We start from the raw sequence: 24,957 nt of genomic DNA on the forward strand, positions 1-24,957 counted from the left end.
TATGCTCTGATTGAGTATAAATAGGAGCCGGCCATGAACCACAGCGTTTCCGCATCCTCGCTCTACGAGCGCGTTCGTCGTGTTATCCCCAAGGCGGAGTGGATGTCGTTCCAAGACGATGTCGAGGCGATCCTTGAGCTGAAGCGGCGGCGAAACGCCGTCATTCTTGCGCATAACTATCAAACGCCGGAAATCTTCCACGGGGTCGCCGATATCGTCGGCGACAGCTTGGCGCTGGCGCGCAAGGCAATTGACGTCGAGGCGGATATCATCGTGCTTGCCGGTGTGCATTTCATGGCCGAAACGGCCAAGCTCCTCAATCCCGACAAGACGGTGCTCATCCCGGATATGGGGGCCGGTTGCTCGCTGGCGGATTCAATCACGCCCGAGGATGTGGCGCTTCTACGCCAAGCTCACCCCGGCGTGCCTATTATTACCTATGTGAACACCTCGGCGGCCGTGAAGGCGGCATCGGACATTTGCTGCACATCGGGAAATGCCAGGCAGGTTGTCGAGTCGCTCGGCGTGCCGCGCGTGCTGATGATTCCAGACGAGTATCTCGCCCGAAACGTCGCCCGCGAAACGTCGGTCGAGGTGCTTGCCTGGCATGGTCATTGTGAGGTCCATGAACTGTTCACGGCGGATGATGTCAGACAGCTTCGTGAGAATTATCCCGGGTTGACGGTGCTGGCGCATCCCGAATGTCCTCCGGATGTCGTGGCCGAGGCGGATTTTGCCGGGTCGACGGCGGTGATGTCGGATTTTGTCGGCCAGCAGCGTCCGGCCCGTGTCGTGCTCCTCACCGAATGCTCGATGAGCGACAACGTCGCTGTGCACCATCCCGATGTTGAGTTCATCCGCCCCTGCAACCTTTGCCCGCACATGAAACGGATCACGCTCGCCAATATCCGCGCTGCACTCGAGGAAAACCGCCACGAGGTCACCGTCGACCCTGAAGTTGCCGTTTCTGCAAGGCGTGCGGTCGAGCGGATGCTTGCGATATGACCGCGCTTCTCGGGTCATTGAGCGGGCAGGTCGTCGTCGTGGGAAGCGGGCTCGCCGGTATGATGACGGCGCTGACGCTGGCGCCGCAGCCGGTTGTGCTCATTACCCGCGGCGCCATTGGTGCGCAGACCTCGAGCGCCTGGGCGCAAGGGGGGATTGCCGCAAGCCTTGGCGAGAATGACAGCATCCAGTTGCATCTGTCCGATACACTTGCTGCCGGCGACGGCCTGTGCGATCCGCAAGCCGCGTCCGAGATCATCGAAGAGGGGTCGGCCGTCATCGCCGCCCTGGAGCGCGCCGGCGTTGCTTTTGATCAGGACAGTCAGGGTCGTCTGGTCCTTGGCCTTGAGGCGGCACATTCGCGTCGACGCATCGTGCATGTATCCGGGGATGGGTCGGGTGCTGCGATTATCGCCGCTCTGGTGGAGGCAATCGCCAACACGCCCTCGATTACCACGCTCGATGCAACCGAGGTGCGCTCGCTTCTGACCCATGATGGATCTGTCAACGGGGTGGTCGTCAACCGGGGAGGGCAAACCGCTGCCATCATGACCAACAGAGTGGTGTTGGCCACAGGTGGGATCGGCGGACTCTACGATGCCACGACCAATCCGATGTGCAATTTCGGCCAGGGGATCGCGCTGGCGGCAAGGGCAGGGGCAAGGCTTGCCGATATGGAATTCGTGCAGTTTCACCCGACCGGCCTTGACTCTGCGCGACGGCCCCTGGCGCTTGTCAGCGAGGCCGTGCGCGGCGAAGGAGCTGTTCTCGTCAACGACAGGGGTGAGCGCTTCATGACCGGTTTCGACGGCGCCGAGCTTGCTCCGCGCGACGTCGTTGCGCGCGCCATCAGCGCCGAGCTCTCGCTGGGGCGGCGTGTCTTTCTCGACGCCCGTGCTGCGCTCGGCAATCGCTTTGCCTCCCGCTTTCCAACGATCCATGCACTCTGTCAGGACGCCGGAATCGACCCGGCAATCGATCTCATTCCAGTGCGCCCCGCCGTCCACTACCACATGGGCGGTGTTGCGACCGATTTGACGGGGCGCAGTTCGCTCCCCGGTCTTTGGGTCATCGGCGAGGCCGCCTCGACCGGGCTGCACGGCGCCAATCGTCTGGCCAGCAATTCGCTGCTCGAGGCGGCAGCCCTTGGTATTCGGGCCGCCCGTGATATTGGAGCGACATTGCCCGGCACCGTTCGGGCGGCCCCGACAGTCTCAGCCGGGCCGGCACCGGATGCGTCGGCGGTGCGCGCGATCGTGTCGCGTCACCTCGGCGTGCTGCGCAATGCTGGGGCTCTCCAGGGTGCGATCGCCACCCTGCTGCCGCTCGCGGCATCCGACGGACCCGCTGCTGACCCGGCGATCGTCGCATTGACAATTGCCGTCTTCGCAATGCTGCGCAAGGAAAGCCGCGGTGCCCATGCCCGCACCGATTTTCCGCTGAAGCTGCCTGTCGCCGAACGCCGCTTCATGACATTTGCCGATGTGCTCGATGTCGCACATGCCGCCACCCATTCTTTCGCCCGGAGTGCCTGATATGTCCCTTGCCCCTTTGCCGCGCCTCATTATCGAACCGATGGTGCGCACTGCCCTCGTTGAGGATCTCGGCCTTGCCGGCGACATTACCTCGGCGGCGGTCATCCCCGCCGATCATCGCTCGTCTCTGGTTATGGTGGCGCGGCAGCCCGGTGTCGTCGCAGGCCTGGATGCGGCTGAACTCACCTTCCAGCTGGTCGAGCCAACGATCACCATGGCCCGTTACATGGAGGATGGATCCCCGGTCAGGCCCGGTGACATCATCGCGGAGATCACCGGACCGTCGCGTGGGTTGCTGACGGGGGAGCGCACGGCGCTGAACTTTCTTGGACATCTGTCCGGGATTGCGACGGTGACGGAAAGCTTGGTTGAGGCGGTCAGGGGCACGAAGGCGTCGATTGCCTGCACCCGCAAGACGACACCTGGGCTGCGGGGCCTGGAAAAATACGCGGTGCGCGCCGGCGGGGGCATGAACCATCGGTTCGCGCTTAATGATGCCGTCCTGATCAAGGACAATCACGTGGCGATTGCCGGCGGCGTGGCCGAGGCGATCCGTCGTGCCCGGGCGGGCGTTGGGCACATGGTCAAGATCGAGGTCGAAGTGGATACGCTCGAGCAGCTCAGTGAAGCGATGCGAGAGGGTGTTGATGCGGTCTTGCTCGACAACATGACGCCGGCGCAGCTGCGCGAGGCCGTCGCAATCGTCGATGGTCGCGCGATCACCGAAGCGTCGGGAAGAGTAACGCTTTCAACGGTTGCCGCGGTCGCCGCCTCAGGCGTTGACCTCATCTCTGTTGGCTGGTGTACGCACAGCGCGCCGACGCTGGATATCGGGCTCGACGTGCAAGGCTGACCGATATCGTTGGCAAATTCGTCGCGTGTCACGATTTCTGCGGCGCGCCACGAAGACCGGAAGGACCGGCTTGAGACGGCCCGGAGTATCCCGTCATGTGTCCAGGCGCGATATTCGGTTTCAGAGATGAGCGTTGGCTGCGCCGACACGAGGTTCTTTCCTCGACCTGAATAGTCGAAGGATGCGCGCTTCCGTTTCAGGCGATCGAGCATCCTGCGGAGGTGTTCGGCGTTCTTTTCGGCGAGCAGGCAGGCTGGAAGCCCATAGGAGTTCTTCGACCCTTGCCTGTTCATCCATGAGCAGCCGCTACATCGTCATCATTGTCGCAACAATGCCAAGGTCGCGACGAGCTGACCCGCGTAAAGCTGAGCGAGGTCACGGGTCTGCTCATCCCTGGATCGCTCCGCCTCGCCGAGATAAAAATCAAGAAGCAGTTCTGCTAGCGCAGTGGGTGGGATATCTGCCACCCCCATCGAGTTCTCAAACTTCAATATGCGTCCCCCGAAGGCTGCAACGCGCTGCGCCCAGCCGTTCTGTCGCAGTGTCGTCGGCTCTCGCGAGGGCGGATGATCATTTTGAACTAATGTCCGAAGGTGAGCGTCAAGTCTGGTTTCAACTTCGCGCAGGAGGATCGTTTCAGTCTGCGCGTGCTTCTGAAGATGGAAGGCCAAACGCCGTTCGCGGCGTAGAACAGAGACGTGCCCGAGTTCCTCGCGCGCCATACGTTCCGCCGCTTCGGCAATCTCCTGTGTCGGCGCGTGGGCGGAAACATACGTCCAGAAGAGGAAGGCCCGTTCCTCGTTTCGCACAGCCACCGAAAAGGCCCGATAGGCCGAAAGCAGCGCGGGGTCCGTGAGGTTCATACCTTCATCGTCAAAGACGTCCTCCGGTTCGCCGCCCGCAGCGACGCTGGCCATTCCCATTTGACCTGACCAATCCTCTACGGAAGCAAGATGGCCACGTTCCTCTGCAGCCAGGCGTTCGAACACGGCAACCAGGTCGGGCTTTCGCGATCGACGCATATGGTCCGCCAGCGTCTCGTAGCCAGCAATGGCTTCGGTCTCCATAGCCTTCGCCGTTGCCAGCAACTCGGGCATCGAACGGATGGTCATCGGTTCTCTTGGCAATTCTGTCATGGTTCGCTCCTGAGACGCGCCGTCTTGCGGAAACGGTTATCAGAAGGAAAGATTTTCCCGTTTGATACATGTCAAAGATGGGCTGCTGCGTCGCGACTACACCTTTCACCGTAAACCGCCAACGTGGGTGTACGGGGAAGAATGCTTTTGAAATCGAGACCTTGGCTGCAAGCCTGCTTGCAAGCGCTACTCGTGCTTGCTGCAATCTGGTTTTCTGCCGTTGCTTGCAGCGCCGCTGATCAGCTTGCGACCTACATCCAAAAGGTAGAGCCCTCAGAACTTTTCGAGGGAGCGGACAGCTTTGGCCCGCCGCAGGGAGAGCCTCCGATCGCCCCGGTGTTCCGCGGGAGCGAGGTTCTTGGTTACGCCTACCTGAATTCGGACTTCACGGCGTCCGCCGGCTATTCCGGAAAACCAATCCACATCGTGGTTGGCATTGCGGCCAATGGCGTCATTCGCGGTATCAAGCTCGTCGATCACAAGGAACCGATCGTCCTCATTGGCATTCCGCAGGCCCGTGTCGTTGCGGCGTTGAATTCGATCATCGGCAAAGATCTCGGACGTGTCGCCGCTGGCCTCGATCGTCCGCCGCAGGTCGACATCGTCAGCGGTGCGACAGTAACCGTCTTGGTCATGGGGGATAGTGTAGTCCGCTCGGCCGTGAAGCTTATTCGTGCCCATCGGCTCGACAGTCAGCAGCAAACCGCCGGAACGTCGGTCGCAACGGAAGTCAAGCGTGTCGACGAGGCAAAGGTAGGCACGCAGGATTGGGAAACGCTCCTTGGAGACGGTTCGATCCGCAGCCTGCGGCTGACAGTGGGTGAGGTCTCGGAGGCTTTCCGCACATCGAATAAGGACGCGGCTGCCGCAAGACCGGAAGCGACGCCTGAAACCGAACGATTCATTGATCTCTACGTTGCTCCGGTCAGCGTTCCAATCATTGGCCGGAGCCTGCTCGGTGACACCCTGTATGAACGGCTTCGCAAGCAACTGCAGCCGGATCAGGCAGCAATCCTCGTTGCCGGCGACGGTGCTTACTCTTTCAAGGGGTCAGGATATGTGCGCGGCGGGATCTTCGATCGGATCGAACTCCTTCAAGACGGGCAAGGTGTCAGATTCCACGACCACGACCATACCCGCATCCCGGCGCTCGCAGCAGCCGGCGCGCCCCGACTGAGGGAAATCGCCCTCTTCGCCGTTCCCAAGGATTTCACCTTCGATGTAACCGAACCCTGGGAGCTGCAGCTCCTGGTACAGCGCGCCGGCGAGGGCACACAGAAGGCCGTGCTACCCTATAACCTCGGCTACTCGCTCCCCACACCCTATGTGAAGGTCGAGAAAGCAAGCCAGACGCCTGCTGCCGCCCCGGTCTCCACAGCGCCGCGCGTGCCGCAGCCAGAAGCAACCGTCGACGAGGGCGAAGCTCCGCTCTGGATATCGATATGGCAGGGAAGCCGCGTCAAGATCGCGATAACGATCGGTGCGCTTTTGACGCTGACGGCAATCTTCTTCTTTCAGGACTGGCTTGTCCGCCGGCCGAAACTGTTCGCCTACGTCCGGAACGGCTATCTGCTATTTACCCTTGTTTGGCTGGGGTGGTTCGCCAACGCGCAGCTTTCGGTCGTCAATGTGTTCACCTTTGCCAATGCTCTCGTGACGGGGTTCAATTGGCAGTTCTTCCTGGCAGCCCCGCTCATTTTCCTGCTCTGGGCAGCGGTTGCGGCGGCGCTCTTGTTCTGGGGCCGCGGACCCTTCTGCGGGTGGCTTTGCCCGTTCGGTGCACTGCAGGAGCTTACCAGTAACGTCGCCAAGAAGCTCAAGGTGCCGCAGGTCAAGCTGCCATGGGGTCTGCACGAGCGTCTCTGGCCATTGAAGTACATCATTTTCCTCGGTCTCTTCGGCCTTTCCTTCTATTCGATGGCTCTTGCCGAGACGTTCTCCGAGGTGGAGCCCTTCAAGACTGCGATCATCCTGAAGTTTGCACGCCAGTGGCCGTTCGTACTGTTCGCGGTCACACTTCTGGTCGCCGGACTCTTCATCGAGCGCTTTTACTGCCGTTACCTGTGCCCGCTGGGCGCAGCGCTCGCCATTCCTGGGCGGATCAGGATGTTCGAGTGGCTGAAGCGTTGGCCTGAATGCGGCTCGCCGTGCCAGCGTTGCGCGAAGGAATGCCCGGTTCAGGCCATTCATCCCGAAGGTCAGATCAATGTGAACGAGTGCATCTACTGCATGCACTGCCAGGAGCTGTACCAGGACGACCACCGCTGCCCGCACATGATCCAGGTGCGCCTCAAGCGCGAGAAGTTCATGGCGCTGTCGACACCTGAATCCAGAGGAGAGGTCACCACCAAGAAGAAGGTCGAGGTTACCTACAAGGGTACTCCAATCAAGAAAGCAGATTCCGCGTCGGATCAGCCGGCGTGAACACACCCACCAAGGAGACGCAAATGACAACTCAAGAAAAGCATCCATTGTTCAACAGACGGCAACTTTTGGGGACGACTGCATTCGCGGCGGCAGCCGGCGCGGCCGGGGTCGGTGGCGCTCTGACGCTTTCCGGAGCCACGGCTACGGCGGCGCGCGCGGAAGGCTTGAACCATGAGGTCAAGCCTGGCGAACTCGACGAATACTACGTGTTCGTGTCCGGAGGGCAATCGGGCGAAATCAGAGTGGTTGGTCTCCCATCCATGAGAGAACTCATGCGTATCCCGGTTTACAACCGCTGCAGCGCGACCGGCTGGGGTCTTACCAACGAAAGCCGCAAGGTACTCACGGACGGTCTGCTTCCTCAAACGCGCGAATTCTTGTCCACTCGCGGCGGTGTCTACCACAACGGCGATCTGCACCATCCGCATCCCTCCTTTACCGACGGTACCTACGATGGGCGCTACCTGTTTGCCAATGACAAGGCAAACACGCGCGTCTGCAGAATCCGTCTGGACGTCATGAAGTGCGACAAGATCATCGAACTTCCGAACCAGCACACGGTCCACGGACTTCGTGTGCAGAAGTACCCCAAGACCGGATATGTGTTCTGCAACGGCGAAGATCGCGTTCCGATCCCGAACGACGGCAAGATTCTCGACGATACCAAGCAGTACCACGCTGTCTTCACGGCCGTCGACGGCGAAACGATGAAGGTTGCCTGGCAGCTGATCGTCGATGGCAATCTCGACAATGTCGATGCGGACTATCAGGGGAAGTACTGCTTTGCGACCTGCTACAACTCCGAAGAAGGCGTCAATCTTCCGGAGATGATGGCGAAGGACCAGGACTGGGTCGTTGTCTTCAATCTCAAGAGGATCGAAGATGCCGTCGCGCGGGGCGACTTCAAAGAGATCGGCGGCGTTCCCGTTCTCGACGGCCGCCACGGTTCCGCCTACACGCGTTACATCCCGGTTTCGAACAGCCCGCATGGCATGAACACGGCTCCGGACGGAATACATGTCGTCGCCAACGGAAAGCTGTCTCCTACCGTCACAGTATTCGACGTTCGCAAGTTCGATGACCTGTTCGAGGACAAGATTCAACCGCGCGACACGGTGGTCGCCGAGCCTCAGCTTGGCCTCGGGCCGCTCCATACGGCCTATGACGGGCGCGGCAATGCCTACACCACCCTGTTCATCGACAGCCAGATCTGCAAGTGGAACATTGAAGACGCTATCCGCGCCTTCAAGGGCGAGAAGGTCGACCCGATTCGTCAGAAGCTCGATGTTCAATATCAGCCGGGTCACAACCACACATCGATGGGCCAGACCAAAGACGCGGACGGAAAGTGGCTCATTTCGCTGAACAAGTTCTCGAAGGATCGCTATCTTAACGTCGGCCCCCTGAAGCCGGAGAATGATCAGTTGATCGACATTTCCGGCGACAAGATGGTTCTCGTTCACGACAATCCCACCTTCGCCGAACCACACGACGCGACCATCGTTCATTCGTCGAAGATCAATCCCGTAAGTGTCTGGAAAAGGGACGACGTCTTCTTCGCCGATGCAGTCGCTCAGGCCAAGAAGGACAACATCGACCTCCTGTCGGACTCCCAAGTTATCCGGGATGGAAACAAGGTGCGGGTCTATATGACGTCGGCGGCTCCGGCGTTTGGCCTTGAATCATTCAATGTCAGGCAGGGCGACGAGGTGACCGTCTACGTTACCAACATCGATGACGTGGAGGATCTTACTCACGGCTTCTCGATCGTAAACTACGGTATCCAGATGGAGGTCGCGCCGCAGGCGACCGCGTCGGTGACCTTCACCGCCGATAAGCCAGGCGTCTATTGGTACTATTGCTCGTGGTTCTGCCATGCGATGCATATGGAGATGCAGGGTCGCATGCTCGTTGAACCAAAGGCAGCATGATGCCGCCGCTTGGCAAAATAGCACTCCTCGGAATGGCGGTCGCAACGACCGCCATTCCGGCCCATGTTCGCGCCGCAGAATTCCAGCTTGCGGCGGCGGATGCAGCAACCGTTCAACGTGTCCTTGATGTCGCCGCAGATGGAGACATCGTACGGCTGTCCCCTGGCCGGTATGCCGGACCATTGACTGTCAGCAGGCAGATCGTGCTGGAAGGCCAGTCTGGCGCGGCCGTCGTGGGCAATGGCAAGGGAAGCGTGATCACGATCACGGCGCCAGGAGCTGTTGTGCGAGGTCTTGAGATTGAAGGATCCGGCTCTGATCTGTCTGCGCTCGATTCCGGGGTGTTTGTAAGCCAGAGCGCTGACCATGCGGTGGTCGAAGACAACACGATCAAGGGAAACCTGAACGGTGTCTATTTGCACGGTGCCGCCGGTTCCGTCGCAAAACGCAACCGGATCATCGGAATGGCGTCGGGTCGGATGAGCGAGGCCGGCAACGGCGTCTCACTGTGGAATGCCCCGGGGGCAATGATCGTGGACAATGACATTAGCCTCGGCAAGGACGGCATCTCGACGAACGCGAGCAAACGCAACGTCTTCAAGGGAAACCGTTTCCGCGACCTGCGGTTCGCCATCCACTACATGTACACCAACGACAGCGAAATCAGCGACAACGTCTCAGTGGGCAACCTGGTCGGCTATGCCATCATGTTTTCGAACCATCTGAAGATCACCGGAAATGTCTCCGATGGCGACCGGGATCACGGATTGCTCCTCAACTTTGCCAACGGCTCGACCATAAGGCAAAACAGGGTCACCGGCCGCCTTCAGCCATCAGATCGATGGCTGTTGGGTGGAACAAGGGCCGACGCCAGCGACATGCCTGGCATCGAGACGCGACTTGCCGAAGGGCAGGGGACGCAGCTCGGACCGGAGAAGTGCGTGTTCATTTACAACGCAAACCGGAATGTCCTTGAAGACAACGTGTTTGAGAACTGTGCGATCGGCATACATTTTACAGCCGGCTCCGAAGGAAACGCCATTGCCGGCAACGCGTTCGTAGGCAATCGGAATCAGGTAAAGTACGTCGGGTCGCGATACCTCGATTGGTCGAAGAATGGTCGAGGTAACTACTGGAGTGACAATCCCGCGTTCGATCTCGATGGCGACGGGATAGCAGACAGTCCCTATCGCCCCAATGACATCATCGACACCGTTCTTTGGACAGCCCCGCAAGCCAAGGTTTTGACCACAAGTCCCGCGGTTCAGATCATCCGATGGGCGCAGTCCCAATTCCCTTCGCTCCTGCCGGGCGGCGTGGTTGACAGCAAGCCCCTGATGGGGCCGCCCGTACCCTTGGAGAATGCACGATGACGGCGACAATTTCTCTCGAACATGTTTCGAAATTTTATGGCGATACCGCCGCGATCAACGATGTTTCGTTTTCCCTTGGCGAGGGAGAGCTGGTTGCACTTGTCGGTCACAATGGAGCCGGCAAGACCACGTTGATCAAAGCGATCCTGGGGCTTCTTCGACCGACCGACGGAAAGGTGCGCGTCCTTGGCGAGGACCCGGTTTCCGGGAACCTGATCGTGCGCAGGGAGGTCGGATATCTCCCCGAGAGTGTCACTTTCCATCTGGCGCTCACTGGACGTGAGGTTCTGTCGTTCTATGCGAAGCTGAAGCGCGTGCCGGCGGATCGATGGCGAAATCTCTTCGATCAGGTCGGCCTGGCGCAGAACGCTGCCGACAGGACGGTAAGGACCTATTCGAAGGGAATGCGCCAACGATTGGGCCTGGCACAGGCACTTCTCGGAGAGCCACGCCTTCTCCTCCTGGACGAACCCACCAGTGGATTGGATCCAGCACTACGACGCAGTTTCTACGATCTCATCCTCGACTTCCAGAAGAAGGGAACGACCGTACTTCTCTCCTCCCACGCGCTGAGCGAGCTTGAGGAACGGGCCGAACGCGTCGTTATCATCAACGGCGGTAACAAGATCGCCGACGGAACGCTTGACGAACTGCGTCGGATTGCCTGCCTTCCGACCCAGATCCGGTTCAAGCCGAGCAGCGAGTCCGCTGCTCACTCGTGGTTTGACGGGCCGGTGCGATGGACCGAGCGCAAGGATAAATTTCTGGAAGCCAGTGTCGACCATAGCGAGAAGATCGCGGTTCTGTCGGCTGTAACATCCGATCCGGCTGCACTGACCAGCATAACTGTCATCGAGCCGACACTCGATGACGTCTATGCGCATTTCCTCCAACGACAGGGAAGAAAGCCGTGAACAATATCGTGATCATTGCCCGAAAGGAGATCCAGGAAGGGTTGAGAAACCGCTGGGTCATCGCGGTGACCTTGCTACTTGCCTCGCTGGCGCTGACGCTTTCGTTTCTGGGTAGTGCGCCGACAGGCAACGTCGGCGCGGGCCGTTTGGATATCGTCATTGTCAGTCTTGCCAGTCTCACGATCTTTCTTGTTCCCCTCATTGCCTTGCTGCTTTCGCACGATGCGATCGTTGGAGAACTGGAGCGTGGAACACTTCTCCTGCTTCTGAGCTATCCGGTAGCGCGTAGCCAGATTGTGTTTGGAAAATTCCTGGCACACATACTCATACTCTCGTTCGCCACTCTATTGGGCTACGGCGCGGCGGGTCTGGCGCTCGTTGTCGCCGGGACGCCGACCACTGCGGAGAGTTGGACGGCGTTCGGCGCCATGATTGGATCCTCGATCCTGCTTGGATCGGTCTTCACCGCTATCGGATACCTCGTTAGTGCGACTGTCAGCCAGAGGAGTACGGCCGGGGGCATCGCCTTGGGAGTATGGCTGTTTTTCGTCATCATTTACGACATGGGTTTGCTGGGTGCGATCGTGTCGACGAAGGGCGTTGGATTTTCGCCGGGGCTGCTGAGCATACTTCTGATGGCCAATCCGACCGATGCCTACCGTCTTCTCAACCTGGGATCGGAAACGGCCGGCTCTGTCTCGGCTCTGTCCGGTCTCGCAGCGAGTTCGAAGCTGTCTCCGACCGTCCTGATGGCATCCTTGGCCTTATGGGTTGCCGTCCCTCTATCGTTGGCCATGCTTCGTTTTTCCAGGAGAGAACTTTGAACCGCTCGTTCGCAATATCAATCGTCCTTATGGCATCTCTGTTAAGCGCTTGCGAGAAGGCCGAGACCATCGTGCCTCCTCCGTTGGAGCTTACCTCCGATGCCGTCGATCATTTCTGCGGCATGAACGTGCTGGAGCATGCGGGGCCGAAAGGACAGGTTCTCCTAAAGAATGGCGGAAAGCCGGTCTGGTTCAGTTCGTCGCGTGATGCAGTTGCATTTACCCGGCTTCCGGAAGAACCAAAGGACATTGCTGCAATCTACGTATCGGACATGAGCCACGCTACCAGTTGGCAAGCGCCGGGAAGTCAAAACTGGGTTGAAGCCGATCGCGCATTCTTCGTTGTCGGGAGCAAGGTTCACGGCGGGATGGGCGCACCGGAAACCGTTCCTTTCTCCGTTCGGGCAGACGCCGAAGAGTTTGCGAAAAAGAACGGCGGCAGAGTTTCGATCCTCGGGGAAATCAAGGATCAGGATGTTCTCGGAACGTCTACCAGCGCACCCGCGAGCTCGGAGATTGAATCCAATGGTTAGAGCCGTCACCAGGCGACGTGCCATAGGAATTATCGCAGCGGCAGCCGGACTTCCGCTGCTTTACTCCAGCTTTCCCGCGAAAGCCAATGCGCCGGTCGTCGTCTGGACCGGTCAAGCACTCGGAGCGCCGGCCAAGCTGGTCCTGCATCACGGCAATATGGCGAAGGCTCGGCGGTTAATAGATGAGATCGTTCTTGAAGTTGCTCGGCTAGAAGGAATTTTCAGTCTCTATCGGGACGATTCGATCCTCGCGGAACTCAATCGGGTAGGTGGGGTTGCCGTCTCTTCGCCAGAGATGGTCTCCTTGCTCGACCAGTGTCTGCGGGTCTGGGAAAGGACCGGCGGGTTGTTCGATCCTACCGTGCAGCCGGTATGGGAGGTGTATCGCGATCACTTTGCATCGGGGCATGGATATGAACTCGGGCCCAGCCAGACCAAGCTGAAGAGGGCTCTCGGCAAGGTCGGCTTCGAAGCCGTAAGGTATGGCTCGGACCGCATCGCCTTCGCCGAGCGGGGAATGGCGATGACCCTGAATGGCGTTGCCCAGGGGTTCATTACCGATCGAGTAGCCTATATGTTGCGGAACGAAGGCTTCGACAGTTGTCTTGTGAACATGGGCGAGGAACGGGCGGTCGGCGCACAATCGGATGGAACGCCATGGCATGTCGGGTTGGCCACAACCGAAGACAGCCTGGATCCCGATGCGGTGCTGTCCATCGTAAATCGGGCGGTCGCCACGTCCAGCCCGACTGGCTTCGTCTTCGACGAAGACGGCAAGTTCGGGCACATCCTCCACCCAAAAACGGGCAGCGCGCCGATGGCCTATCGGAGAGTAACCGTTATCGCTGATGACGCGACCACGGCAGATGCGTTGTCGACAGCATTTAACCTTATGGACGTGAATTCAATAAGATCCGTATTGAAGGACTGGCCCGGAGCCTCTGCCGACCTGGTCGAACCAACTGGCGAAAGGCACCGGATCTAGGCGCCAGATTCATGGCGGGTCGCCGCTCTGCCAGCCCTCGCATTGGTCAAACCTGGTCGAGTAGCGTGAGAACGTCGCCGAACGTCATGTGGGCCAACCGTTTGCCGCAGGAGAATTGTCCTTCAAGGCGCAGCGAGATTTAGGTCACGATCCGCGACAGCTAGGACTTGGCGGAGAGCGCGCTCAATTCTTCGAGATCGAGGTCTCGTTCGAGTTCGTGCAGCGTTTCGTCGTCGATATCACCGGCGCGGTGAAGACGGATCAGTTCACGGCGTCCGGTGGCGATCGCCGCCAGAACGACATCGAAATGGGCATGGAGCAGAACGTCGTGGTGTTCCGTTTTCTGGATATAGTCGACGATCATCTTGGCCCTGAGTTGATAACGCTCCAGCAGACGAGGATGGATGAGATTGCCGTCCGTGTCATAGGCCCTGTCCTTTACGGTTGCCAATTGCGCCTGAGCCATGGCGGCTTCGGCCTGGCTCAGGTTGAGGCGCGCCTTTTCTGACTCCGGCTCGATCAGCTTTGCCCATTCGATCAGGCGCCCCAGCGTCGTGCCCTGGACCAGTACGGTCCCGACAATGACGGCGAACGACGTCACCAAAATGAAATCGCGGCCGGGAAAGCCTTCGGGCACGCTCAGCGCCAGGGCAAGTGTAACCACACCGCGAACGCCCGCCCAGCTCAGAACGACTGAAGCGCGCGCGCTGAGCGGCGTGTATCGCTCAAGGCCCAAGACCTTGCAGAATTCGACCACAAGGTTTGATCCAAAAACCCAAGCGAAGCGCGCAAGCGTAAGTGCGACCAGGACCGCGAGCATCGGCAATCCCATGGTGGCGATCACGACGCCGAAGCCACCGCCACGTTCGACCACGCCTCGCAAGGATGACCCGATCAGCATGAAAACCGAGGCTTCCATCAGAAAGATCATCACAGTCCAGAACGAGGTGCCGCGCATGCGCGCCGAGGCCGAAAAGACGGTATGCTGATACCAGCCCGCGATCAGGCCCGTCGTCACGGTGGCGATGACGCCGGAAACATGGATCATTTCGCCGAGCATATAGGAAATCCAAGCGAGCAGGGTCGTGGCCGCTATGATCAGGTATTCGTCGTTCAGGCGGCGGACAAACACCACCCATACCGTCCCGATGGCTATGCCGACGGCGGCGCCGCCGAGCGCCAGCAGGAAGAAACTTCCCATCGCCTCGGCCGTGCTGAAGGCACCCGTGACGCCGGCGGCGATGGCGAACCGGAACAGCACCAAACCGCTTGCATCATTGAGCAGGCTCTCGCCCTCGAGCAGGATTTGAAGGCGGCGGGGCAGCTTGACCCGTTGCAGCACGGCGCGAGCGGAGATCGCATCGGGTGGTGACACAATCGCCCCGAGAACCGCGCAGGCCGCCCATGGCAAGGAAGGAAAGAGGAAGTGGACCGCGACTGCCACGACGGCGCAGGTGAAAAATACCGCGCCGACGGCAAGCGAAGCAATGCCGATCATGTGGCGGCGCAGCCGGCCGAGAGCAATGAACCAGGCACCGTCCATCAACAGTGGTGGCAGGAAGATGACGAGTACCAGATCGGGATCAATGGCAATGGCTGGCAGACCCGGCAGAAAGGCAAGCAGTGCACCGCCGGCGAGCAGTGCTACGGAGGGCGGCAAGCCAAACCGGTGAGCAGCGTAATGCAACGCGATGATCGCCAAGAACATCACGATCACCAGCTCGAACAAGTGAGTTGGGTCCATTAACCGCTGCCTGATTTCACCCGATGGTCTATTACAATGCGCGTTTGCTCGAAATGCAATCGCCCGGGCATGTCTGTCGCATCCAGCACGCCAAGGCTCCACTGGATTCTGCAGTGCCACGGGAGGAACCGTGAAGCATATGGATCCGGCAAATGGGCATGCGCCGAGCCGGCCGCGCTGCCAGTGGTCCCTGACGGAAAGATTTTCCATCGAGGAACAGATAAATGGAACGATCCGCACTCGTGACCGGCGAGCGCCCAGCTATTTTGCGGCCAATAGGCGGCTACCAAGCGCGGCTGCCGCGTTAGGCACTAGTTTGTGGAGATATGCATATGAATTTTATTGCTCGCCGTGCGAAATTGCTTGGCACCGTTTTTAGCCTGGGGTTGTTGATCGGTGCGCCGGTCCATGCCGAAACACCGCCGAACGTTCTGGTCGTTGCCCAGTCGATTGATGACGCCGTTAGCTTCGACCCGGCCGAGGGCTTCGAGCTCACCACCGTCCAGTCCTTCAACAATCTCTACCAGCGTCTCGTTCAGTCAAATCGTGATGACGGCACCAAGATCGATCCGGCGCTTGCCGCCTCCTGGGAAGCCGGCAGCGACGGCAAGAGCCTGACCTTTGCGCTCGCCGACGCGAAGTTCGCCTCCGGTAACCCGGTGCGCCCGGAGGACGTGATCTTCTCGCTGACGCGCGCCGTCAAGCTCAACAAGTCGCCGGCCTTCATCCTGAACGAGCTCGGCTGGAAGGCCGATAATGTCGATGCTGCCGTCACCAAGGTTGATGACAAGCATGTGAAGCTCACCTGGACGGCCGATGTCGGCTCAGGCTTCGCGCTGTCGCTGCTGACGGCGCCGATCGCCTCGATCGTCGACGAGCAGACCGTTGCCGCAAACGCAAAGGACAACGATTTCGGCAATGCATGGCTGAAGACCAATTCGGCTGGCAGCGGTGCCTACGCGATCGGCACCTACACGCCCCACGAGGCGCTGGTGCTCCAGGCCAATGCCAATTCGAACGACAAGCCGAAGCTCGAGAGTGTCATCATCCGCAACGTGCCGGACGTCGGCGCCCGCCGCCTGCTCGTTGAGCAGGGCGATGCCGATATCGCCCGGGGCCTCTCTGCCGACCAGATTGAAGCGCTGAAGGATAAGAGCGGCATTAAGGTCCTCTCTGTTGCCTCGGCCCGCACCGACTACATCCTCTTGAACAGCAAGGCGAACGAGACGCTCGGCAATCCGGCGTTCTGGGAGGCTGCGCGTTACCTCGTGGACTATGACGGCATTGCCAAAAACCTGCTGCGTGGCCAGAGCACCGTCCATCAGTCGTTCCTGCCGGTAGGCTTCCCCGGTGCACTGACGGATACCCCCTTCAAGCTCGATGTCGACAAGGCGAAGAAGATTCTGGCGGATGCCGGTATCAAGACGCCGTTCAAGATCGAATTCATCGTCTTCAACGACCAGCCGTTCCTTTCGATCGCGCAGTCGCTGCAGTCGACCTTCGCGCAGGCCGGCATCACGCTGGACATCCAGCCGGGTGTTGCAAGCGACATCTATGCCCGTGGACGCGCCGGCAAATACGAGATGACCCTGCGTTATTGGATCCCGGACTATTTCGACGCTCACTCGAACGCCAGTGCCTTCGCCATCAACAAGGACAATTCAGCCAACACGGTTGCCAAGCAGGCCGGCTGGGTGATCCCCGAACTGAGCGACGCGACGCTTGCTGCCGTCAAGGAACAGGACCCCGCCAAGCGCGCGGCGCTCTATCAGGATCTGCAAAGGAAGATCCAGGCAAGCTCGCCCTACATCTTTACGCTTCAGGGCAACGACCAGGTCGTGCTAAGCGACAAGGTGAAGAACTATGCCCAAGGTCTGAACGCAGACCAGGTTTATTACGACAAGGTAGAAAAATAAGTGCCGCAGGCGGCAACACCCCCTAGTGCCGACATGAGCAACTCCCGCCAGCACAGAAGCTGGCGGGAGTTGTCTTTCGTCTTGCCCCTTATCAAGTGGCTGTGGTCGTTTGCACTGACGCTCTTTGGGCTGGCAATCGTGACCTTTGCCATGACGCGGCTTTCCCCCATCGATCCGGCGCTGCAACTCGTTGGCGACCATGCCAGCCAGTCGACCTATGAACAGGCGCGGCTCGAACTCGGGCTCGACCAGCCGTTGCCGCTGCAGTTCCTGCGCTATGTCGAGACGGCGCTTTCTGGCAATCTCGGCCAGTCAATCTCGACCGGCCAGCCGGTCGCGCATGATATCGCCCGTACGTTTCCGGCGACGATAGAGCTTGCCACGACGGCAATCGTCCTTGGCGCGACGATCGGCCTGGCGCTCGGCATCATCGCGGCAATGCGGCAGGGGACATGGATCGACGGTGTTTGCCGCCTTGTATCTCTGTTTGGCTATTCGGTGCCGATCTTCTGGCTCGGCCTCCTGCTGCTGTTGCTCTTCTATGCCCGGCTGCATTGGGCGCCCGGGCCGGGCAGGGCGGATGTCGTGTTCCAGTACACCGTCAAGCCTGTCACCGGCTTCGCGCTGATCGACACGTGGCGTTCCGGCAAGCCTGGTGCCTTTCGCGATGCGCTGGCCCATCTGGCATTGCCGGCGACCGTGCTTGCCATTCATGCTCTTGCGGCAATCTCGCGGTTGACGAGGGCCTCGATCATTACCGAGCTCGGCCAGGAGTATGTATCCACCGCACGAGCAAAAGGAGCCCGCCTGGGGCGGATCGTCTTCGTCCATATTCTGCCGAACATCTCCGGGACGCTGCTGACTGTGATTGCCCTTTCCTATGCAAGCCTGCTTGAGGGAGCCGTTTTGACCGAAACTGTCTTCGCGTGGCCGGGGATCGGACGTTACCTGACGACGGCGATGTTTGCGGGCGACATGCCTGCGATCCTGGGAGCCACGCTTGTCGTCGGTGCCTCCTTTGTGCTTCTCAACGCGCTAACCGATCTCGTCGTGGCTCGGCTGGAAGTGGAAAGAAAGCGATGAGCGCCATCGAACAAGCACGGATCGGCGGGATGTCCTTTGGTTGGCGGATGCTTCGCTCCCCTTCGGCAGCGTCGGGCGGTGGCATCGTGATTTTCATCCTCGCCATCGCGCTGCTTGCGCCGTTTGTCGCGCCCTACGATCCGAATCTGCAGGAAACGGCCAATCGCCTCATGGCCCCGAGTGCTGCCCACTGGCTCGGCACCGATGGCTTCGGACGCGACATCCTCTCGCGCTTGATCTACGGGGCCCGGCCGACCCTGCTCCTGGTGCTCATTGTGGCATTGCTGATGGCACCGCTCGGCATTGCCGTTGGTATACTCGCAGGCTTTTTCGGCGGCGCGACGGAGCGTATCCTGATGCGTATCACCGACATCGTCATGTCCTTCCCGCGATTGTTGTTGTCGTTCGCCTTTGTTGCGATCCTGGGGCCCGGGCTTATCAACGGTGCACTGGCGCTCGCCTTGACGAGTTGGCCGGCCTACGCCCGTCAGGCGCGCGTCGAGACCGGAGCGCTCAGGCAGAGCGACTATCTTGCGGCAGCCGAAATGGTCGGCATCAGGGGGCCCAGGCTGCTCTGGGGACATGTCCTTCCGCTGGTGTTGCCATCGGCCGTCATTCGGCTGGCGCTCGACCTTTCAGGCATCATCCTTGCTGCCGCCGGCCTTGGCTTCCTTGGCCTTGGAGTACGACCGCCAACGGCGGAGTGGGGTTCAATGGTCGCCGAGGGCACGCAGGTGATCTTCGATCAATGGTGGGTCGCTGCCGCGCCCGGGCTCGCCATCCTTGTTGCCTCGCTCGGCTTCAACTTGCTGGCCGATGGCCTGCGCGACATTCTGGATCCGCGCCATGCTTGAACCGCTTCTGTCTGCCAAGGAACTTTCGATCTCCTTTCCCTCCAATGCAGGCCTGGTTTCCGTTGTCGACCGGATCTCCTTTTCAGTCGGACACGAGATCCTGGCGCTCGTTGGAGAATCCGGCTCTGGCAAGTCAATGACGGGACGGGCGATAATGGGTCTCCTGCCGCGCGGCGCAGTGATGCGTGCCAGACGCCTGGTCTTTGACGGCAAGGACCTGGCCACGCGTTCGAGCGCTGACTGGAACGCACTGCGCGGGACAGGATTGGGTCTGATTTTGCAGGATCCGAGATATTCCCTCAATCCGGCGCACCGGGTCGGTCGGCAGGTCGAAGAGGCGCTACTTCTGCACACGAAGCTTTCGGCTGTCGAGCGACGCGAGCGGGCACTGGACATGCTGGAGAAAGTCGGACTGCCGGATCCGAAGCGCATCTACGCAAGCTATCCGGCGGCACTCTCAGGCGGCATGGGACAGCGGGTGATGATCGCTGCAATGCTGATCAATCGACCGAAGCTGCTCATTGCCGACGAGCCGACTTCGGCTCTCGACCGTGACCTGCAGGACCAGATGCTGACGCTCTTGCGTTCGTTGACGGAGGAGTTCGGCATGGGCCTGCTGCTGATCAGTCACGACCTGCAACAGGTGTCTCGCTACGCAGACCGTGTGCTCGTCATGCGGCAGGGACGTATCGAGGAAGAAATGACATCCGCCGACCTCTCCCATGCCGGATCGCCCTATACCCGCGCGCTCTGGGCGGCGCGACCGTCGGCGGCCACCTATGGCACGCGATTGCCGGTTTACGAGGACGAGCAGTGAGCGCACTGGCGGTAAAGGATCTTTCTGTCACCTTTCAGGGCGCCTCGAAGGGCTTCACGGCCGTACGCGGCGTCTCGTTCGACGTTGCCGCTGGTGAAACCTTCGGTCTCATCGGACCTTCAGGATGCGGCAAGACGAGCGTGCTGCGCGCAATCGCCGGGTTGAACACGAATTGGCAGGGCGACATTTCGGTCTTCGGTCAGCCCCTGGCAGCGGGACGCAGGATCACCGGGATGCTGCGTGAGGAGATCCAGATGGTGTTCCAGGATCCATATTCGTCGCTGCATCCTCGCCATCACATTGCCCGCATCTTGGGCGAACCGCTGTCAATCCGCGGCATGTCAGACGTTACCGAACGCGTGCGTGTTGCGCTCGACCAGGTCGGGCTACCGGCGGCGGTTGCGCAGCGCTACCCGCACCAGATTTCCGGTGGACAGCGGCAGCGCGTGGCCATTGCCCGAGCGCTGTTGCTCAAACCCAAATTGCTGCTGCTCGACGAGCCAACCTCGGCACTGGACGTGTCAGTACAGGCAGGGATCCTCAATCTCTTGAACGACCTCAAGACCTCACAGGGTATCACCTTCATTCTGGTCAGCCACGACCCCGGCGTCGTCGCCCATATGTGCGACCGCGCCGCTGTGATGAAAAAGGGCCTGATCGAGGACATACTTGATCGTTCTGGCTTGTCTGCCGGAAGCTGACAACGGCCGCGCCTCAGACTTCGAAGTGAACATGCTTCGCGAGGTCATGATTTGCCCGACGCTGGCATCGGCCGAGAAATCGATTTAATAGTGATCATCCCCCTACCGCGATAACATCCTATGCCGCTACAGCAATCAGATCAGAAGCTCCTTGCAACGAAGGAATTCACCGGTTCCCTGGGGCTGATTGCCGCCTTGCCGATGTACGATTGGCCGGAGGTGCGAACGGAGACCGATGCGCAGTGGGAGCAGCTTCGGGACGAGTTGCGGTTCCGCGGCATCGACGCCCCGGAACGACTGGCCCGCACGCGCAAAGACCTTCCTTCCAACCCGGGAGCTCTCGGGGGACCTTGCGGAACACTCATAGCCTCCGATCCGGCAAATTTGCCAGGCGGCGAGCTCGATCCAAACTCGCTCTGGTTACATCCCGGACTCCTTCTCGCACAGGCATGCTGGGGTCCGATAGAGCAATGATCGCTACTGCAAGACCAGGGCATTCTAGGTGGCAAGAGGCGGTCGTTTTCAAAGATTGGGCCGTCAAACAACCGTCGAGCGCGGCGTAGCAATTTTAGTCATCCGGGTAGCTTGTTTAATCATTCAGGAGGGTCTCAGCGACTAAATGTGAAGGTGAAGGCTTACTAGTTCTTGAGCGCAGCCATTTCGCGGGAGAAAACATCATGCATCCATGTCGCTTTGCTGTGGTCGCGATCGTCAGTGCCCTTGCATCCCACGAAACCGCATCAGCGGCGTCAATGCTCCAGCCGATCAGGACCATCGGCGCGCCTCGACAGTTTGTCTCCGCATGTCATCACTACGCGTGGCTTTGCGGTAAGGCCTCGGGCCACGCCATGAACGACGCCGAGGCCTTCGCTCTCCTCGGTCGCGTGAATGCCCGGGTGAATGCCAACGTCAGGCAGGCCGACGATCAATCGACGACGGGCAAACGCGACGACTGGTCGCTTCCAGTCGACGGCAAGGGCGATTGCGAAGATTTCGCGTTGATGAAGAAAAAGGAGTTGATCGAGGCGGGGTTCCGGTCGGACCGGTTGGCACTTACCGTCGTGCTGGACCGGGGCGGCAACAATCACGTCGTGCTGATGGCGCGGCTCAGCGACGGCGACTATGTGCTCGATAACTTGAGCGGCAGCGTCAAATCCTGGGAAAGGACCGGCTATACCTTCGTCGCCCGCCAAAGCTTCGAACACCAACGCGTCTGGCAAGTAATCCTTGCCGGTCCGCGCGCGAGCGGCATCGTTGCGGCCGACCGCCGCGCTGGCAACCCGGAGTAGCGGCGATTTGATTTTCTTCGACGGATGCGCGCAGATCATCATTCTGCTCTGCGCAACTTCGCCGTCCTATCTCCCTTGGCACTCTTCATGACGCATACCGACAGCGCGATCAATTCGCCGGGGGTTCGCCCACGGCTGGAATGACCAAACGCCTCTTGTCTCGTGTCAAAGGGCGGCAGTGCAGTTCGCGCCTCTTATGGACGTGCAAGCCCTACCTGTCGGCTTCTATTTTTCGCCAGTTTCGTAGCAGTTGTTCCGTGGTCGAGAGGTGTCGTTGTCGTCACGTCGCAACAATCAAAGTCGTGGCAGGCTAGAGCAAGAAATTGGCAGTAAGGAATAATCCGCCGAAGCTCAGAAATACTACATCGCTGCCAGTAAACCGGCCGAAAAGGTGCCGGGCGATTGTGTAGCGGAGCGATAAAAAATGTCTAGAATTCTGAAAGGCGTCGGCCGGAGTGGGGCAAATGCGACCGCGCTTGCGGTCATTCTTGGAATAGCACTCATAGGCGGCAGCCCATCTTACGCCGCATCGAAGAAAGCACTTTTAGCGAGCACCGTTGATACCGGTGCCCAAAGCGCGCAATCAGTAGTCGATTGCGGCGATGCCGTGCCGGGCACTGTCGAGGCAATCCTGTGCCAGCCGACGGCGACCATAAACACGCCAGAACCGACCAACACAAACTTCGGCACACGCGGAACGCACGGTCCAGGCGACGCAAAATCAAGTGGAACTTCCCAAGGTGCGGGTTCAGGTAGCGGTTCCTTCGCTTCAGCCGACCAGACAGCCGACAGAGGAAGTGGGTCCGGCGGCCCCAAGGGCGAAGGCCCCAAGGGCGAAGGCCCCAAGGGCGAGGGCCCCAAGGGCGAGGGCCCCAAGGGTGAGGGCCCCAAGGGCGAAGGCCCCAAGGGCGAAGGCCACAAGGGCGAAGGCCCCAAGGGTGAGGGCCACAAGGGCGAGGGCCACAAGGGCGAGGGCCACAAGGGCGAAGGCCACAAGGGTGAAGGCCACAAGGGCGAGGGCCCCAAGGGCGAAGGCCCCAAGGGTGAAGGCCACAAGGGCGAGGGCCACAAGGGCGAGGGCCCCAAGGGCGAAGGCCCCAAGGGTGAAGGCCACAAGGGCGAGGGCCCCAAGGGTGAGGGCCACAAGGGCGAGGGCCACAAGGGTGAAGGCCACAAGGGTGGTGGCCATGAAGGCGGCGGCAACAAGGCCGGTGGCCGCCAGGGCGGCGGCAACTCGGGCCCTGAAAACTCAAGTAGTGGCAACGGCGGAGATGGAAATTCCGGCAACGGCAACGGGAACGGTGGGGGGAATGGTACSGGGAACGAAGGAAACGGAAACGGGAATTCTGGCAACGGCGGAGACGGAAATTCCGGCAACGGCAACGGGAACGGTGGAGGGAATGGTACCGGGAACGAAGGAAACGGAAACGGGAATTCTGGCAACGGCGGAGACGGAAATTCCGGCAACGGCAACGGGAACGGTGGGGGGAATGGTACCGGGAACGAAGGAAACGGAAACGGAAATTCCGGCAACGGGCACGGGAACGGAAGTTCCGGCAACGGCAACAAAAAGTAGTGACTAGATTTGAGTTGCGAGTGGAAGAGGCCTTTAGGGGCCTCTTTTTTCATTGGCTAATCCGAAAGTGTGCCATCGGCGTTCGAACTTGCCTGGCATCGCCTTCAACATCAGTTCGCTGAGAAATGGGTCAACTCCACTCACCGGAGGTTCTGCAATTCCAGTGCTGAATACGATCCCGTCGGGTTCTGCTTCGATTTCTCGTCGCATCCGAACAGATCATCTTGAGCTTTTCAGCACCGCGGGAGTGGGTAGTGGACATAGAGATCGCCAGGCGCAAGGCGAAGGGGACGTGGACCCTCGATGAAAGCGGAAAGCCAAAGCCTGGGGCACTGACTTCGACGACCTTATCCCCAGGTTGGGGCCGACGGAACCCCGGATACGAAATGACCAAGTTTCTCGCAACGGTTGACCTTCAGCTTGACACGGTAGGTCTCGTTATCGTGACCTTGCCCCGTTGAAATAATCCATTTTGAAGTAAGCTCTGGCCCATTGAGAGGACCAGGGAATGAAGCGCAAGCGTTTTACAGACGAACAGATTATCGGCATTCTGAAGGAGCACGAGGCAGGCACTCCGGTCGCGGAGCTTTGCCGCAAGCACGGCGTCAGCGATGCCAGTATCTATAAGTGGAAAGCCAAATTCGGCGGCATGGACGTGTCCGAAGCCAAGCGGTTGAAGACGCTGGAGGACGAGAACACGAAGCTGAAGCGGCTCCTGGCGGATGCCATGCTCGATAACGCTGCTTTGAAAGACCTTTTGGGAAAGAAGTGGTGACGCCCGCAGCCCAGCGGAACGCTGTCACTCATCTGATGAGCCACCATCAGATGAGTGAACGGCGGGCGTGTAAAGCCATCGGCGTTTGCCGGATGACGATCCGTTATGAAACGAGCCGCAGCGACGATCATGACCTTCGCGAGCGAATGAAGGCATTGGCGCATGAACGTCGCCGCTTCGGATATCGGCGCATTCACGTGCTGCTCAGGCGCGAGGGCCACATTGTGAACCACAAGAGGCTCTTCCGGCTCTATCGGGAAGAGAAGCTGACGGTGCGCAAACGCGGTGGTCGCAAGCGAGCGATCGGCACACGAGCACCGATGCTGATTCCGATCGCAGCCAATGATCGTTGGTCGCTGGACTTCGTGTCGGATCAACTCACCGATGGACGCAGGTTCCGGGTCCTGACGGTCGTCGACGATTGCACCAGGGAATGCCTGGCACTCGTCGCCGATACATCACTTTCCGGTCTGCGGGTTGCCCGTGAGCTGGACCGGATCATCGAGGGGCGTGGCAAGCCGAAGATGATCGTCAGCGACAACGTCCTATGTGGGGAAGCAGCAGCGAGAAGTAGTCGACAGGTCTCTCTGCATCAGCGATAGCAGATGCTTCACCTAATGTGGTCCAGATGGTTTCCACCGTCAACGGGATCGTTCCCTGCCATAGCAAACACAGGATCCATCGAC

General features: G+C 59.9%; 20 protein-coding genes and 1 pseudogene. 19 read left to right on the forward strand and 2 right to left on the reverse strand.

The window, feature by feature from the left end; translation table 11 throughout:
* Positions 1–33 precede the first annotated feature (33 nt).
* The 3 genes from nadA to nadC are packed head-to-tail and all read left to right on the forward strand — an operon-like array spanning position 34 to position 3,393.
* Positions 34–1,005 (forward strand): quinolinate synthase NadA, encoded by a 972-nt coding sequence (gene nadA, locus AC1DE4_RS24410; protein ID WP_025660608.1) that lies wholly within the window; start codon positions 34–36, stop codon positions 1,003–1,005.
* Complete coding sequence (locus AC1DE4_RS24415; protein WP_025660609.1) at positions 1,002–2,540, forward strand: L-aspartate oxidase; 1,539 nt, start codon at positions 1,002–1,004, stop codon at positions 2,538–2,540. Before nadA ends, AC1DE4_RS24415 begins: the two co-directional genes overlap by 4 nt.
* A gap of 1 nt (position 2,541) precedes the next feature.
* Positions 2,542–3,393, forward strand: a complete 852-nt coding sequence (gene nadC, locus AC1DE4_RS24420) for a carboxylating nicotinate-nucleotide diphosphorylase (protein WP_025660610.1) — start codon at positions 2,542–2,544, stop codon at positions 3,391–3,393.
* Positions 3,394–3,710: 317 nt separating this feature from the next.
* On the opposite strand, the gene AC1DE4_RS24425 is transcribed toward nadC, so the two are convergent.
* Positions 3,711–4,529, reverse strand: coding sequence for a ferritin-like domain-containing protein (locus tag AC1DE4_RS24425; RefSeq protein ID WP_477883485.1), 819 nt, complete (start codon positions 4,527–4,529; stop codon positions 3,711–3,713).
* 141 nt (positions 4,530–4,670) lie between these two features.
* On the opposite strand from AC1DE4_RS24425, the gene AC1DE4_RS24430 reads away from it, so the two are divergent.
* The 7 genes from AC1DE4_RS24430 to AC1DE4_RS24460 are packed head-to-tail and all read left to right on the forward strand — an operon-like array spanning position 4,671 to position 13,516.
* Complete coding sequence (locus tag AC1DE4_RS24430; RefSeq protein WP_477883487.1) at positions 4,671–6,953, forward strand: 4Fe-4S binding protein; 2,283 nt, start codon at positions 4,671–4,673, stop codon at positions 6,951–6,953.
* A gap of 23 nt (positions 6,954–6,976) precedes the next feature.
* Entirely contained in the window at positions 6,977–8,887 is a 1,911-nt protein-coding gene (gene nosZ / locus AC1DE4_RS24435; RefSeq protein WP_192241035.1) for a TAT-dependent nitrous-oxide reductase, read from the forward strand.
* Positions 8,884–10,260 (forward strand): nitrous oxide reductase family maturation protein NosD, encoded by a 1,377-nt coding sequence (locus tag AC1DE4_RS24440; RefSeq protein WP_477883489.1) that lies wholly within the window; start codon positions 8,884–8,886, stop codon positions 10,258–10,260. The genes nosZ and AC1DE4_RS24440 overlap by 4 nt, the downstream gene beginning before the upstream one ends.
* Positions 10,257–11,174 carry an ABC transporter ATP-binding protein gene (locus AC1DE4_RS24445; RefSeq protein WP_477883491.1) on the forward strand — a complete coding sequence of 306 codons (918 nt, stop codon included), beginning with the start codon at positions 10,257–10,259 and terminating at the stop codon, positions 11,172–11,174. The genes AC1DE4_RS24440 and AC1DE4_RS24445 overlap by 4 nt, the downstream gene beginning before the upstream one ends.
* Positions 11,171–11,998 carry an ABC transporter permease subunit gene (locus tag AC1DE4_RS24450; protein ID WP_018858104.1) on the forward strand — a complete coding sequence of 276 codons (828 nt, stop codon included), beginning with the start codon at positions 11,171–11,173 and terminating at the stop codon, positions 11,996–11,998. The genes AC1DE4_RS24445 and AC1DE4_RS24450 overlap by 4 nt, the downstream gene beginning before the upstream one ends.
* The gene (locus tag AC1DE4_RS24455; RefSeq protein WP_477883493.1) at positions 11,995–12,531 is read left to right on the forward strand and encodes a nitrous oxide reductase accessory protein NosL; all 537 of its coding nucleotides are present in this window, start codon (positions 11,995–11,997) and stop codon (positions 12,529–12,531) included. Before AC1DE4_RS24450 ends, AC1DE4_RS24455 begins: the two co-directional genes overlap by 4 nt.
* Positions 12,524–13,516: an FAD:protein FMN transferase gene (locus AC1DE4_RS24460; RefSeq protein WP_477883495.1), complete on the forward strand. Its 993-nt coding sequence runs from the start codon at positions 12,524–12,526 to the stop codon at positions 13,514–13,516. Before AC1DE4_RS24455 ends, AC1DE4_RS24460 begins: the two co-directional genes overlap by 8 nt.
* Positions 13,517–13,676: 160 nt before the next feature.
* On the opposite strand, the gene AC1DE4_RS24465 is transcribed toward AC1DE4_RS24460, so the two are convergent.
* Positions 13,677–15,260, reverse strand: a complete 1,584-nt coding sequence (locus tag AC1DE4_RS24465) for a Na+/H+ antiporter (RefSeq protein WP_477883497.1) — start codon at positions 15,258–15,260, stop codon at positions 13,677–13,679.
* A 332-nt stretch (positions 15,261–15,592) separates the two neighbouring features.
* On the opposite strand from AC1DE4_RS24465, the gene AC1DE4_RS24470 reads away from it, so the two are divergent.
* The 9 genes and pseudogenes from AC1DE4_RS24470 to AC1DE4_RS24510 all read left to right on the forward strand — a co-directional run.
* A complete protein-coding gene (locus AC1DE4_RS24470) occupies positions 15,593–17,176 on the forward strand; it encodes an ABC transporter substrate-binding protein (RefSeq protein WP_477883499.1) in 1,584 nt (527 codons plus the stop codon).
* Complete coding sequence (locus tag AC1DE4_RS24475; protein WP_477883501.1) at positions 17,177–18,259, forward strand: ABC transporter permease; 1,083 nt, start codon at positions 17,177–17,179, stop codon at positions 18,257–18,259.
* Entirely contained in the window at positions 18,256–19,113 is an 858-nt protein-coding gene (locus tag AC1DE4_RS24480; RefSeq protein ID WP_477883502.1) for an ABC transporter permease, read from the forward strand. Before AC1DE4_RS24475 ends, AC1DE4_RS24480 begins: the two co-directional genes overlap by 4 nt.
* A complete protein-coding gene (locus AC1DE4_RS24485) occupies positions 19,106–19,930 on the forward strand; it encodes an ATP-binding cassette domain-containing protein (RefSeq protein ID WP_477883504.1) in 825 nt (274 codons plus the stop codon). Before AC1DE4_RS24480 ends, AC1DE4_RS24485 begins: the two co-directional genes overlap by 8 nt.
* A complete protein-coding gene (locus tag AC1DE4_RS24490) occupies positions 19,927–20,631 on the forward strand; it encodes an ABC transporter ATP-binding protein (protein WP_477883506.1) in 705 nt (234 codons plus the stop codon). The genes AC1DE4_RS24485 and AC1DE4_RS24490 overlap by 4 nt, the downstream gene beginning before the upstream one ends.
* A gap of 120 nt (positions 20,632–20,751) precedes the next feature.
* The gene (locus AC1DE4_RS24495; protein WP_477883508.1) at positions 20,752–21,105 is read left to right on the forward strand and encodes a hypothetical protein; all 354 of its coding nucleotides are present in this window, start codon (positions 20,752–20,754) and stop codon (positions 21,103–21,105) included.
* 203 nt (positions 21,106–21,308) lie between these two features.
* Positions 21,309–21,920 (forward strand): transglutaminase-like cysteine peptidase, encoded by a 612-nt coding sequence (locus AC1DE4_RS24500; RefSeq protein ID WP_113583587.1) that lies wholly within the window; start codon positions 21,309–21,311, stop codon positions 21,918–21,920.
* Between the two features lie 424 nt (positions 21,921–22,344).
* Entirely contained in the window at positions 22,345–23,496 is a 1,152-nt protein-coding gene (locus AC1DE4_RS24505; RefSeq protein ID WP_477883510.1) for a hypothetical protein, read from the forward strand.
* A 508-nt stretch (positions 23,497–24,004) separates the two neighbouring features.
* Positions 24,005–24,813: pseudogene (locus AC1DE4_RS24510) on the forward strand (IS3 family transposase); the annotation flags it as partial.
* Positions 24,814–24,957 lie beyond the last annotated feature (144 nt).

The sequence above is a fragment of the Rhizobium sp. 10N414 genome (assembly GCF_056394785.1).